This is a genomic window from Cellulophaga sp. RHA19 (genome assembly GCF_002813425.1).
Classification (GTDB): Bacteria; Bacteroidota; Bacteroidia; order Flavobacteriales; family Flavobacteriaceae; genus Cellulophaga.
Map to the genome: position 1 here is coordinate 3,555,363 of NZ_PHUL01000001.1, position 14,713 is coordinate 3,570,075.

Annotated in this window: 9 protein-coding genes; 1 reads left to right on the plus strand and 8 read right to left on the minus strand. The window is 33.6% G+C overall.

Annotation, left to right across the window (positions count from 1 at the left end):
* Positions 1 to 104: 104 nt before the first annotated feature.
* The 3 genes from AX016_RS15495 to AX016_RS15505 all read right to left on the minus strand — a co-directional run bounded on the left by AX016_RS15495 (position 105) and on the right by AX016_RS15505 (position 4,903).
* Complete coding sequence (locus AX016_RS15495; RefSeq protein WP_100896475.1) at positions 105 to 2,840, minus strand: class I SAM-dependent DNA methyltransferase; 2,736 nt, start codon at positions 2,838 to 2,840, stop codon at positions 105 to 107.
* Positions 2,841 to 3,176: 336 nt separating this feature from the next.
* Complete coding sequence (locus tag AX016_RS15500) at positions 3,177 to 3,848, minus strand: bifunctional 4-hydroxy-2-oxoglutarate aldolase/2-dehydro-3-deoxy-phosphogluconate aldolase (RefSeq protein WP_100896476.1); 672 nt, start codon at positions 3,846 to 3,848, stop codon at positions 3,177 to 3,179.
* A 32-nt stretch (positions 3,849 to 3,880) separates the two neighbouring features.
* Positions 3,881 to 4,903, minus strand: coding sequence for a sugar kinase (locus tag AX016_RS15505; RefSeq protein WP_100896884.1), 1,023 nt, complete (start codon positions 4,901 to 4,903; stop codon positions 3,881 to 3,883).
* A gap of 150 nt (positions 4,904 to 5,053) precedes the next feature.
* On the opposite strand from AX016_RS15505, the gene AX016_RS15510 reads away from it, so the two are divergent.
* Complete coding sequence (locus AX016_RS15510) at positions 5,054 to 6,067, plus strand: LacI family DNA-binding transcriptional regulator (RefSeq protein WP_100896477.1); 1,014 nt, start codon at positions 5,054 to 5,056, stop codon at positions 6,065 to 6,067.
* Positions 6,068 to 6,138: 71 nt separating this feature from the next.
* On the opposite strand, the gene AX016_RS15515 is transcribed toward AX016_RS15510, so the two are convergent.
* From AX016_RS15515 to AX016_RS15535, 5 genes are all read right to left on the minus strand, one after another.
* The gene (locus AX016_RS15515) at positions 6,139 to 7,614 is read right to left on the minus strand and encodes an arylsulfatase (protein WP_100896478.1); all 1,476 of its coding nucleotides are present in this window, start codon (positions 7,612 to 7,614) and stop codon (positions 6,139 to 6,141) included.
* A gap of 36 nt (positions 7,615 to 7,650) precedes the next feature.
* Positions 7,651 to 9,216 carry a sulfatase family protein gene (locus tag AX016_RS15520; protein WP_100896479.1) on the minus strand — a complete coding sequence of 522 codons (1,566 nt, stop codon included), beginning with the start codon at positions 9,214 to 9,216 and terminating at the stop codon, positions 7,651 to 7,653.
* A gap of 89 nt (positions 9,217 to 9,305) precedes the next feature.
* Positions 9,306 to 9,788, minus strand: coding sequence for a hypothetical protein (locus AX016_RS15525; RefSeq protein ID WP_100896480.1), 483 nt, complete (start codon positions 9,786 to 9,788; stop codon positions 9,306 to 9,308).
* A gap of 11 nt (positions 9,789 to 9,799) precedes the next feature.
* Positions 9,800 to 11,548 carry a RagB/SusD family nutrient uptake outer membrane protein gene (locus AX016_RS15530; RefSeq protein WP_100896481.1) on the minus strand — a complete coding sequence of 583 codons (1,749 nt, stop codon included), beginning with the start codon at positions 11,546 to 11,548 and terminating at the stop codon, positions 9,800 to 9,802.
* A 10-nt stretch (positions 11,549 to 11,558) separates the two neighbouring features.
* On the minus strand, positions 11,559 to 14,669 hold the full coding sequence (locus AX016_RS15535; protein ID WP_100896482.1) for a SusC/RagA family TonB-linked outer membrane protein: 3,111 nt from the start codon (positions 14,667 to 14,669) through the stop codon (positions 11,559 to 11,561).
* Positions 14,670 to 14,713 lie beyond the last annotated feature (44 nt).

Below are 14,713 nucleotides of genomic sequence, written 5' to 3' on the forward strand. Positions count from 1 at the left end.
CTATAAACGCCAAATTTTATATTTAGCGGACTTTGTAAATATGCACAGACCTTTAGATTTAGCACAAACGCCCTATGTTTTTTATACATTGTTGTGCCCAGTGTTTATTTCTTTTTCTTCGTTTTCTTTTCATTCAATAATGGTTCTGTATATTGATTGTACAAGTCAAATAAATATTCGATTCGAGTAGTTTCATTTGTGAAAGCTTGTGGTCTATAGCATAAATCAACTGCTTTGTCTAATTCCGAATGTGCTTTTATTAACTTTGGTGGCATTGTTAACGGGTCGTACAAATCTGCTAAACTACTATCAGGAAATACTGTTCTTACATCTAAAACTTTTTGAGCTTTTTCCTCAACTTTCTTTTTGTTTTTTTCGCTTACTTCTTTTGGCCAAGGATAATTATTATAAACTAAATCTTTTGAATATCTAAAATCACTTTTTAAACGACCACAAGTATATTTAACCCAAGACATATGCATTTGAGACATAAGAACTCCAAAATTATATATAGTTCCACTTGGCACAATATATACGCTATTTAAAGGTATGTGAGTATTATCGAAAAAACCAAAAGGAATATATTTCCTTCTTTCAGAAGTTGTTGCAGGAATTACAATAAAAGTATCAGGATTTTTTAAATCTCTAAATAGCGTTGGGTAATTGGCTAATTCTCTGGTAGGTGCAAAACTACTTTCAAGTCTCATCTTTTTTACATTCTCAATTCGATTTAACAGCTCAGAATATTTTTTTATTTCTTTAGGCGAAACATCCACTAACCAAAAGCACCACCTTGGAATATTGTTTAAAAATTCTCGACCACTTACAACTGGTTTAATTAGGTTAGAAATATTTGAATATTTATTTTCTAATTCCTCTTTTTCTTCCTTATTTAATAACAAAAAACCTCCTTCAGTTGGTTGATTACCTTTAAATATCTTTGGTATGTCTATTAAAGGTTTAGTTCTTTTCGATATAACTAAGTCCTTAGCTTCAACTAAATATGGATTTATGTTCTTTACTAATCTAACGTCAGGTTCACCCTTAATATCTAGATAAGTAAAAAGATATTTGGTTTTGGTGTCAAAATTTGCAAAGCCAACTATTACACAGTGTACAGCTGCTTTTCCTTTAGCTTCGTTTGTCCAATTGAAAGTTGTATGCGCAAAATGGATTTTAACATTGAATCTATTTAATAACTCATTCCATAATATACTTACTTGCTCTCCTTGTGTAACAGAATTCGTTGAAACAAATGCTACTTTAATATTGGTATTTTGAACGTATTGTGAGGCTATGTAATACCAAGCAGCTACGTAATCCAAGACACCAGCACCTTTTACAGTACTAAAGACTATTTTTAAGTCATCTCTTTGTTCTTTAGTTTGATACTGTTTACCGTAAAATGGTGGATTTCCAATGATATAAGAAAGTTCAGTTTTAGTAACTATATCTTCCCATTTTATTTGCAAAGAATTTGCGTGTACAATTTTAGCCGCTTTTTTTAATGGTAAACGCGCAAAGTATTGTCCAAATTCTTCTGAAACGCGCATATTCATTTGATGGTCGATTAACCACATTGCAACTTCGGCTATTTTTGCTGCAAATTCATCATATTCAATACCATAAAATTGGTCAACATCCAGCCATAAAATAGAAGAAATATCTAAAACTTGTTCTCCTTTTTTAAATAGCTCACGTAAAATTTCAATTTCTAAAAGTCTTAATTCTCTGTAAGTAATAATTAAGAAATTTCCACTTCCACAAGCTGGGTCAAGAAATTTTAAAGTCGATAATTTATGATGAAATTCTTTAAGTTTTTTAGAACTTGATTTTACCTTTTCAAATTCTTCTCTTAACTCGTCAAGAAAAAGAGGTTTTATAAGTTTGAAAATATTTTTCTCTGAAGTATAATGAGCTCCTAAATTTCTTCGTTCTTCTGGATTCATTACACTTTGAAAAAGTGAACCGAAAATTGCGGGCGATATTTTTCCCCAATCCAAAGCTGATGCTTCTAATAAAATGCTACGCATTTTAGAATTGAAAGACGCAATAGGTAAAAATTCTTCGAATAATTTACCATTTACATAAGGAAATTGATTTAAATGGTCGTCTAAATTTTTAAGTCGTTTTTCTTTTGGTGTATTTAAGACTTGGAAAAACTGAGCCATTAATGCTCCTAAATCACTACCGTCTTCATTTGTTTTTTGGTCTAAAAACTCCTTGAAAATATCTTTTTCAAAAATACTTGTATCATCTGCGAACAGAATAAAAAGCAATCGAACTAAATATACTTCTAAATGATGACCTTCATAGCCAAACTCTTCGAGTTGGTCGTGAAGTTTTCCCATTAATTCAGCTGCTTTTATATTTACTGGGTCTTCTTCTTTAAAAGTTCTCTTTTGATAACCTGCAATGAAGCCAAATAGTTTTACATTTTTATAAAGTTCAGAAACGTGAAATTCGTGTTCTGTTCTTTCATCTAGGTCAAAAAGTTTGATTTTGTCAAAATCTGAAACTAAAATGTATTTTGGTAATTCGTGTTCTTTTAGTCCCGGAAAATAATCAGTTGCTTGCTCAAAAGCTTTGTCTAAATTTTTCCCCTTTGATTTATGCTCAACAAGTAAAGTACCTTTCCAAAAAAGGTCAATAAATCCTTGATTTCCACTTAATTTTTTGACAGGCTCTTCAAATGTTGCAACTCGTCTGCGTGATATTCCAAAAACATTAAAAAAGTCATTCCAAAAACTGTCTTTTTCAGCTCTTTCTTTCGTTTCTTCTGCCCATTCATTTGAGAATTTTAACGCTCTATCTTTTATCTCGTTCCAGCTTAATGCCATTCAGTTATTTTGTTTTTTCGGTTTGTTTGTTTCTCAATTTTGGTTTTTTTCGGCATTGGGCACAACTATATATAAACGCAATTAATTGCGTTTATTCCCCCATATTGGTGTAATAAACGCACCTTTTTATTTTTAGCGCTTAATTTTCTTACAATATAAAAACATTTTTTTTTATACAATTACGGATATGTGTAATTGTATCAGAATTAATTATAAATGGTAGCTATTGTAACTTAAAATGTAAAATACCTTTAACTTTTAGGCATAAAAAAACCATACTTTACTACAAGTATGGTTTTATGGTTTGTGTTTAGTATAACCCTAAAATGGGATAAATTATTTTTTCTTCAGCTTTTTAATTACTGCTATAGTTTGTTTTACGGTAGCTTCTAAACCTTTATAATCTTTATTAGCTATAATGTCTTTACTTATTAATTTAGAGCCTATACCAACGCAAGTAACACCTGCATTAAACCAAGCTGCTAAATTATCTTCTTCTGTGGTTACACCACCTGTTGGCATAACGTTTGTCCACGGTTGTGGGCCTTTTATGGCTTTTACAAAATCTGCTCCGTAGGTTGCACCAGGAAATAGTTTTACTACCTCACAGCCTAATTCTTCTGCAGTGTTTATTTCTTTTAAAGAACCACATCCAGGAGACCACATTACTTTACGCCTGTTACAGGCTATGGCAATGTCTTCTCTAAAAGATGGTGTTACTATAAAATTGGCTCCCATTTGCATATACAAAGAGGCTGCTGCTGCATCTGTTACAGAGCCTACACCTAGTACCATACCTGGTAATTCTTTTATGGCGTATTTGTTTAACTCAGAAAATACTTCAAAAGCAAAATCTCCACGTGCGGTAAATTCCATTAAACGCGCACCTCCATTGTAACAGGCCTTTAAAATGTTTTTTGCTAAATCTACATCAGAATGGTAAAATAGGGGTACCAAACCGGTTTCATTCATTATATTAAAAACTTCTATTCTGCTATATTGTGCCATAATTGTATGCTGTGTTTTTATTATTTTAAGTGTTAGCGTGCTACTTTACCAGAGGCATCGCCACTCATTAGTTTTTCTACCTCATCTACTGTTACCAAATTAATGTCTCCGGCAATGGTATGCTTTAAACAACAGGCTGCTACTGCAAAATCTACTGCTTGTTGTGCGTTATACTCCTTATTTAGTAGGCCATAAATTAAACCTCCCATAAAAGCATCTCCGCTACCTACCCTATCTACAACTGGTGTAACATCTTTAATTGCAGCGCTATAAAGCGCTCCATTATCATACAAAATACCACCAATTTGCTGGTGAGATGCACTTATAGAGTAGCGTAATGTTGTGGCTACTTTTTCTAAATTAGGATACAATTTAAACAATTTATTATACAAGCTAGGTAAGGATTCTTTGTTATTATAATCTGGATTTTCTTGTGCTAAGCCCGACATAAAAAATGCGGTGTCTAAATCTCCCAATATAACATTACTGTAAGATAACAGCTCTGGCATAATATCTTTTGGCTCTTTACCATATTGCCACAATTTTGCTCTGTAATTAAGGTCTGATGTTATAAAAACTCCCATTTTACTAGCAGCTTTTACCGCTTCTAAACACACATCTGCTGCCGTTTGCGATACTGCTGGTGTTACACCACTCCAATGAAAAACGGTAGCGTCTTTAAAAACCTCTTCCCAGTTTATAGTACCAGTGGTAATAGTTGCCATTGCACTATCTGCCCTATCATACACTACCTTACTACCTCTAGTACCCGCACCTGTTTCTAAAAAATAAACACCCAAACGCTCACCACCAAAAACTATGTTATTGGTTTGTACATTTCGTTTTTTAATCTCCATTAGTGCTGTGTTACCTAAATCGTTCTCTGGTAAACGTGTAACAAACTCAGCCTCTAAACCATAGTTAGCTACAGATACAGCAACATTAAACTCGCCACCGCCATACGTAGCTGTAAAATTATTTGCTTGCGAAAAGCGCAAATGTCTTTGCGTAGACAAACGCAACATAATTTCTCCAAAGGTGACTACTTTACTCATTTTTATATTTTTTAAAAAAATTGGCAATTGCTTAATCGATTAAGCATTGGGGTAAAATAAAATCAAAACTGCGTTGTAAACAACTATAGCTTTGATTGTAATTGTATTTTCAATACTTTTGGTTAATCGATTAAGCAAATATATTAAAAATTGTCAAACAAAAAAACCACCCTTAAAGATATTGCTGGTAAGCTAAACATATCTACCGCTGCTGTTAGTAAGGCTTTACGTAATGATTCTCGTATTAGTAAAAAGACAAAAGAGGCTGTAAAAAAAATAGCAAAAGATTTAGATTACCAACCAAATAACCTTGCTAGTGCCCTACGTAGTGGTAAAAGTAATTTGGTGGGTGTTATGGTACCAAGCACAAATAGCTCTTACTTTTCATCGGTTTTACAAAATATAGAAGAGGTTTTAAATAGTAAAGGCTATAATGTAATTGTAACACAGTCTAACGAGTCTTACACTAAAGAATGTAATAATATAGATACGCTACTTTTTACACAGGTAGATGGCATTATTGCGTCTATGGCAAATGAAACGGTAAACTTAGATTTTTTTGAAAAAATAAAAACCAAAGGCATACCACTTATTTTGTTTGATAGAGGTGAAAATGATTTAAATGTAGATTATATTGGTATAAACGATTATGATAGTAGCCATATGATTGTTGACCATTTGGTACAACAAGGCCGTAAAAATATTGCTCATATAGGCGGATTTAAACACACACGTATTTTTAACAACAGAATTAGAGGTTATGTTGATGCTTTGCAAAAACACAAACTTACTTTGTTTGATGATTATGTGAGTGAAAGTAACCTTAAAATTGAAGATGGCAGAGCACAAATGAAAAAGTTGCTAGCACTTAAAAACCCACCAGATGCTGTATATGCTGCTAGTGATTATGCCGCTCTTGGTGCTTTGCAAGTTTTAAAAGAAGAAGATATTGCAGTACCCAAAACTATTGCGCTTGTTGGTTTTGGTAACGAACCCTTTACCACAATGGTTACACCAACTATTACAACTGTAGACCAGCATAGTGCAGAAATTGGTAAAATTGCTGCACAAACCTTTTTAGAATATGCAGACAAAAAAACAGCTACACAGCAATTAAATAAAAAGATATTAGAGGCTAAGCTTATTGTTAGAGAATCGTCCTAAAAAAACTTAGTGTTATAAATGCAAAAAGTCGTGCTAACAAGCACGACTTTTATATATGTAAAATCTCAAGTTTACTTAAACGGAAACAACTCCGACTCGGTATGAGAATCTTTCATTATTTGTTTTAACTCTGCAACTAAATTTAAGTTTGCAGAAGCAACATTGTGTTCTTCTTTAGGGTCTGTAGCTAAATTATACAGCTCAAACTTACCTTGTTTTGCTGCATTCATTTTATACCAAACACCTTTCCAATCGCCTTTTCTTACTGCTTTTCTACCTTTTTGAATATTAAATTCCCAATACAAATACTTATGTTGTTTTTGCTCGCCTTGGTCTAGTAATGTTGGTACTAAAGAAATACCATCTACCTCTACCGGAATTGTAGTTTCTGTGATATCTGCTACTGTTGGTAAAATATCCCAAAAAGCAGAAACCATATTTGTGGTTGTACCTGCTTTAATTTTGTTAGGCCAAACTGCTATAAAAGGAGTACGTATACCACCTTCATACAAATCTCTTTTTTCACCTTTTAATCCGCCTCCACTATTAAAATAAGCCGGATTTGCACCACCTTCTTTGTGTGGACCATTGTCACTAGCAAACATAATAATTGTATTGTCTGCAATACCTAGTTCTTCTACCTTAGCTACAATTTGCCCTACATACACATCTAACCTATCTACCATAGATGCATACATTGCATATGGCTTGTCTTGTGAGCTATATTCTGTTGGGTTTATATCTGCACCATAATCTGATGTGTAACTTTCTTTAGTGGTATGTGGTACTTCTTTAAACTTACCATCGTACTTTTTAAAAATAGAATCTTTAGGAGCCATTAACTCTGCGTGTGGCAAAACTAAAGGTACATAAGCAAAAAATGGTTTGTCTTTATTGTCCTCTAAAAACTTTAAAGTTTCTTCTTGTATAAGGTCTGGTGCATAGGTTACCATATTGGTATAATCATTACCCTCTAAAAGTACTTTTTCTTCATTTTTCCATAAATGAGGCGGATAGTAACGGTGTGCCATACGCTGACAATTGTACCCATAAAAGTCATCAAAACCTTGCTTTATAGGGTCTCCTGTAGAACCTATATAACCCAACCCCCATTTACCAAAAGCACCATTAGTATAGCCTGCTTCTTTTAAAACCTCAGCTATGGTAACGCTAGAAGCTGGTATGGGCTCCTGGCCTTCTTGCCCCTTTAATTCTCTATTACCTCTAATAGGAGTGTGCCCAGTGTGCAGACCTGTCATTAAAGAAGATCTAGACGGTGCACATACCGCAGAACCGGTATAGTGTTGTGTAAACTTTATACCCCTTTCTGCTAACTTATCTATGTTAGGTGTTTTAAAATTTACCTGACCATAACTACTTAAATCACCATACCCTAAATCATCTGCCAAAATGTAAATAATATTAGGTTTTGGTTGTACGGCTTCTTCTTTTACAACTGTTGCTTCAGGTTGCTTTTTTGTTTCTTTACAAGCTAAAAAAAGCAATGAGGCAGAAACAACATACAGGCTACTCTTTATAAATCTCATTAATTTCATTCTAAATTATTAAAAAAAACACACTATTTACCTAAGTTTAAGTTGTTGTATATTTTTGTATTCTTTACCACGAATAGCTTCAAACTCAGTAACCATTTCTTGTAACTTTTCTGGATTAGCTTTTGCTAAATTGTTTTGTTGTGCCTTGTCTTCTTTTAAATTGTACAACTGAAAATCTGGACTACTACCTGTTTCTATATCAACTTTTTCTTGGTAAGTTTTGCCTTTGTAAGGAGGTATCATTAACCAATTTCCACTGCGTAATGCAGTTCTAGAGGTTGCCTCTATCACTAAATTATTTCTCCCCTTATCTGTTTCTCCTAAAAACGTTTGCATTAAGTCTTTACTATCTGTTGTTGCTTCTTTTGTACCAGTTAATGTTGCTAAAGAAGCTAATAAATCCATTTGACAAACAATAGCGTCAGATACTCCAGGTTTTATATGGTCTTTCCAATAAGTAATAAAAGGAACACGTGTACCTGCCTCAAATAAACTATACTTACCTCCTCTTAAACCTCCTTTTGGGTCGTGTTTTCCTATTTTTTCTACAGCATCATCATAATACCCATCATTTAAAACAGGACCATTATCACTAGAAAAAACAATTAAAGTATTTTCTAAAAGCCCTTCTTCTTTTAATGTTTTTACAAACTCGCCAATACACCAATCTGCTTCTAAAATAACATCTCCTCTTGGACCTAAACCAGATGTACCTGCAAAACGAGGATGTGGTGTACGTGGTACGTGTGGTTGCTGCATTGCATAGTATAAAAAGAACGGAGAGTTTTTATGTGTTTTTACATAATCTTGTGCTTTAGCTAAAAAGTGATCTGCCATATCCACATCACTCCATTTTGCAGCCTCGCCACCTTTCATAAATCCAATTCTACCAATACCATTTACAATACTATTATTGTGGCCGTGGTGCCATTTCATATCTACCATTTCTGGATTATCTATAGCAGTTGGTTCCCCCTCAAAATTAGTTTTGTAATTTACCTCTATTGGGTCTTTAGGATCTAAACCAACAACATTACCATTATTTATATAAACCGTTGGCACACGGTCTTGTGTTGCTGCTAAAATGTAAGCATCATCAAAACCAACTTCATTAGGTCCTGGAGAAACACGCTCATTCCAATTTACATTTCCTGTACCTAAACCTAAATGCCACTTACCGACTATTGCCGTTTGGTATCCTTGATTTTTAAGCATTTTAGGCAGTGTTTGTTGTTCTGTGCTAATTAACAATGGTGCAGTACCAGGTAATATTTTTGCATCTTTATTACGCCAAGGATACATACCTGTTAATAAAGCATACCTACTAGGTGTACAAGTTGCAGAAGAAGCGTAACCGTTAGTAAACTTTATGCCTCCAGAGGCTAAAGCATCTATATTTGGCGTGCTTAATTCTGTTGCTCCGTATGAGCTAATGTCACCATATCCTAAATCATCTAAATAAATAACAACAACATTAGGCTTTACTTCTTTGTTTTCTTCTACAACAACATTTTTCTCCTCTTTGGGTTTTTCTTTACAACTAAATGCAACCAATGCAAAAGAAAGAGCTATTAGGTTAAGAGCTTTTTTCATAGGGTATTCATTTTTATTTTAATAATGCTTATTTCTATCTAAAAAAAAGATTCCATTTCAATATTAAATTGAAACGGAACCTTTAAACTTTATTCTTCTAATACGTTAACTGTTATTGTTTTATCTACTTTCCAGACATCATCTACTTTTACAGATTCTGCTACAGAGTCCTTGTAGGTATTTATGAGTCTTACATTTTTTTCTCCTACCTCATCAAAAAGCACATAAATTAATTCATCTGAAGAATTTTTTCCTACGCCAGATTTTACAAAACGTGCATAGTTTAGAGTATCTGCTGCGGTAAAATTACCATTCATATACCGCATACCATCTTCAATTTGCCACTGGTGACTTAATAAGCCTCTAGACAAATCGTTAAAAGCAACATACTTGTTTACTGCTACAACTCTTTTTTCTTCTTCGTTTTCATCAAGATCAAAAGAGGTCCAAATGGTAATACTAGAAAAGTCTCCGTATGGTGGTTCATAATCATCTTCTTCTGAACAACTAACAGTAAAGCATAACACCGTTAATGCTACAGCACATTTTATTTTATTATGTATTGTTTTCATAGGTTTATATTTTAGTTGTTAAGCTTATTATTGTTAAGTGTTTCGCCTTGAGGAATATCAAAATAACCTGTTTGACCAGCAGACCAAGCCGATGCAGCATCTATATACTCTGAGAATTTTTTAGGGCCATTACCTGTTTGCAATAAACTTTGTTTACGAACAGCTTCCTTACCATTAGTTCTAATATATGTGTAATCTGCTACAGAAAATACTTGTGTACTTAAATCCTGAAATCTTTCTAACGTAACTCCCCAACGACGTAAATCTATAGTCCTTGTAGAAAAACCTTCTAAAGACAACTCTAAAGGATATTCTTTATACATTAAATGCTCCATTAAAGATGATGATGAATATGTAACACCATCAAAATCGTGCGCACTGCCATCTGGCATACCCAACAATTGTAATCCCCAACGTTGACGTATTTGATTAACTAAATTTAATGCTCCGCTTACGTTACCTGCATTTAGCATACATTCTGCTTGCATTAAATACACTCCAGACAAACGGTTAACAACTATGTTTCTACCAGATTTCCAAGGAGAAGTAGAGGTTTCAAACTCGGTTATATGCCCTATATGATTGGTATATTTTTTATAATTAGAAAATCTTGTGTTACCAAAAGTTGTAGTTTGTGGTGCTACATAACCGTAGTATTCTGATAGTTCATCATTAACCACAGCAATGGTCTGTGACGCTCTTAAAGGTATAGTTTTAAGCGTACCAGTAATATCGCCATCTATGTAATTTCTAGGATCTTGTGTGTCCATAGGTTCTGTAGAATACGCATATGTTAACCAAGCAGAAGGCAACAACTGTGCTTGTCCGCCTATAGCTAATTTTTCTTCTGCGTGCCTAGCTGTTGGCGCTGTTCTACGTGCCAATCTGTTATTAAAAGATTCTTCATTAAAAAAGCCATCTTCTAATTGTTGATCATTTGCATAGTTAATTTCAAAAATAGATTCTGAGTTAAACTCACCAGCAGTGGTAAACATTTTAGAAATATCTTGCTCTAACTCATACCCATAATCACCTCTTACATTGTTAATAATGTCGTTAAAATAAGTACTTGCTTTATCATACTCTCCCCTATACAAACAACTAGTTCCCAATATAGTTGCAGCTGCACCAGCATCTACTCTAGATTTAGGTTCCATTTGCAATGGTAAGTTATTATAAGCATACTCTAAATCTTCAGTAAAAAAAGCTATTACTTCTTCTGATGTAGATAATGCTTTAGAGTACTCTGCATTTGATTTTGGTGCAGACTCTCTAATAATAATTTTTCCTTCATTAAAAGTTGAGTGCAGGTAAAAATGCATTAAACCTCTAAAAAAACGTGCTTGTGCCATTTGTTCTGTCCATCTTTTTTTAGATTTAAGATCATCTGTCATAGAGTTTAAACCCTCTATAACTTGGTTAGCCCTCCAAATTACTCTGTATTTAGAATCCCATCTTTTTTGAACAATAGGATTATCAAAAGTTAAACGATGTTGGTACCAAGGCAAATAAGCACCAGTTGGATTATTTCTAGGTCCTGGATGTGCCAAATCTGTACGATAAAATTCCTCTTCTAAACCTAGTATGTTATGGTCTAACATACCGCCGTATAAAGATGTAAGGTTAGACTCTGACTCCTCTAGAGTTCTCCAATATGTATCTGAAGATAAAAAATTTGGATTGGTTTCTTCTAGATAATCTGAACAGGATTGAAAAACTCCTGCCGCAATTAATACGATTATAATTATATACTTTTTCATAATGTTGTGTTTAGAAGCTTATATTAATACCTAGTGAATACAAAGATGTTAATGGAAATCTAGATAAATCTAGTCCTCTTTGTGCTACATTGCCCCCACCTACTTCGGGGTCATAACCATCATAACCAGTAATTGTTAACGGATTTTGTGCAGAAAAATAGATTCTTAATTTAGAAATTCCGTTTCTCATTAACATATCTTTATCTAAGCTATACCCTAAAGAAACTTGTTTAAGTCTTAGGTAATCTCCGCTCTCTACCCACATATCTGTATCGCCATCATAATTTGGGTGTCTACCATTACGGTCTATATAAAAAGGTACATTAGATGTTGGGTTCTCTGGTGTCCACATATTATATAAATCTCTGTGACGACCTCTAGTAAAAGCATCTGCTTTTGTACCGTTTATGATTTCTGCTCCAACAGATGCATACCAGTTCATAGAAAAATCGAAATTCTTATAAGCCCAAGTAAAGTTTAAACCAGCCTCAAAATCTGGTAAACCGCTACCAGAATATACTCTGTCATCATCTGTAATTTTACCATCGCCAGCATCTGCAATACCATCATTATCTGTATCTACAGTTTTTTGATCTGTATAAATTAAATCACCTAGTCTTGCATTAGAATCTAATTCTTGGTAAGCTAGCAGTTGTTCTTCTGTTTTTATAGTTCCTTGTGTTTGGTGTAACCAAAATGAAGCTGCTTCTCTACCAACTTTAAAAACTGTAACAGGAGAACCAAGCACTTGAGAATTAGAGTTGTAAATAATATCTACACCATCTACAATACTTGTAATCTCATTAGAGTTTTTAGTAAACGTAGCACCAATAGTAATTTTGCTTTTTCCTATTTTTTCATTGTACTGTGCGCCTATTTCTAACCCCTTGTTAACCATATTACCAATGTTTAAAATTACATTTTGTGGCTGACCAGAAACAACACCTGTAGATCCCGGTAACCTAACAGGAAATAACATATCTTCCTTTTTAGTTACGTAGTAATCTGCTGTAAGTGTAAATTTATTTTTAAAGAAACCTAAATCTATACCAATATTATCAGATATTGATGTTTCCCATTTTACTTGTGGATTAGAATAAGCTACTATTGCAGAACCTAAGTTTACAACTGCATCATTAGGATCAAAAATATAATCTCTTTCTCCAGAGATTACAGATGCAAACTGATAATCGTTAAAACTATCATTACCAACAGTACCGTGACTGGCTCTAATTTTAAAGTTATTTACTGTTCCTTTTAAAGAAGACCAAAACTCTTCACTAGATACATTCCACGCTCCTGATATAGAAGGAAAGTTACCCCAACGGTAGTTTTCTCCAAATTTACTAGAACCATCTCTTCTAATTAAACCAGATAATAAATATTTACCCTTGTAGTTGTATTGTAACCTACCTATTAAACCTATATTTTTTCTAACATAGTTAATTCCTGATTCTGCTAAAGGATCTTGTCCTGCGTTGTTTAAAACTTCTACCTCGTTAGAAATAACTCCGTTTCTAGAAGCTATAAAAGACTGAAAATTTCTTTCATCAAAAGATGTACTTGCTAAAGCAGTAACCGTATGGTCTCCAAAAGATTTTTTATAGTTAAAGCTACCATCCCAGCTAAAAACACTTAACCTAGAAGACTCTGCAGATACACCACTTTTTAACGGATCTACTTCAGATGTTTCTGTAGTCACATCAAAAAGCTCAAATCTTGGTCTAAATATGTTTCTAATACTATTGTTTATATTAGCACCTATTCTAGTTGTAAAATTAAGATCGTCTGTAATTTTACGGTTAATACTTAAACTAACATTAATTTTGTCTGTCTTTTGGTTATCGCTTCTTTTTAAATTTTGTGCTAAAGTATTTAAAGGAGTTTCTACACCACCTTGACCAGACTCTGTAAAAAAGACATCGGAATCTCTATCAATTATAGGATAATAAGGTTTGTAGCGTATAGCATTAGTAAGCAAACTATTTGTTGCCCTGTTTCTATCTTCTAATGTATACCCAATACTTGTATTAATTTTCCAGTTTTCTGTGTTGTAGGTTGTATTTGCTCTACCATTATACCTTCTAAAAGAAGAGCCAATAAGTACACCATCTGCATCAAAATAACCACCTACCACGTTGTAAGTAAATTTTTCTGTACCTCCAGAAATGTTTAAATTATAGGTTTTGCTTTCTGTATTATTTATTAAAACAATGTCTCTTAAATCGTTATCATTACTTAACCATTCTGCTCTATTTGGCCCTGGATCAAAAGCTTGTGGGTAGTACTTCTTCATTTGTGTTTCAAAATAAAGCTGCTCCTTCGTATTTAAAAGTGGTATATTTTTACCTAAATCCTGTATACCGTAAGAGTGATTAAACTCTACACGCATTGCTCCTTCTTTACCTCTTTTTGTTGTAATTAATATTACACCTGCTGCACCACGAGTACCATATACAGCTGCAGAAGCGGCATCTTTAAGTACATCTATAGTTTCTATTTCGTTTGCACTTAACCTAGGATCTCCTTGCTGTGGTATACCATCTACAACAAACAATGGTGTATTGGTACCAGACAAAGAGGTTATACCTCTAATTTGTATGCTAGACTGTTCTCCTGGTTCTCCAGAATTTGCGGTAATATTTACACCTGCTACTTGCCCTTGTAAAGCAGAAGCTAAATCTGGTGTAATAAATTGTTCTACTGCCTCTGACTTTATTTGTGCTACGGCTCCGGTAAGTTCCTTTTTCTTAACTGTACCGTACCCTATAACAACTACCTCGTCTAGAGTTTCTAAATCTGTATCTAAAACAACATTAAGTTTGCTGCCAGTTACTTTTATAGATTTAGGTTCCATTCCTATAAAACTAAATTCTAGGATAGCTCCTACTTTAGTTTTTATAGCATAATTACCATCAAAATCTGCTGCTACACCATTTGTTGTTCCTTTTTCTACTACAGACACTCCTGCAATGGGTAAACCATCATCAGAGCTTGTTACTGTTCCTTTTACTTCTAGTTCTTGTGCTATTGCACTAAAAGTGAAGAACAACAACACAAAAGTTAGTAGTACTTTAGAACCAATTGCCTTTGGTTTTAGAGTTTTTGTTTTGTTTTTCATTTTCTTAAGTTTTAGTTTTTTAGTTTTAGTTAGTTTCCTTTTTA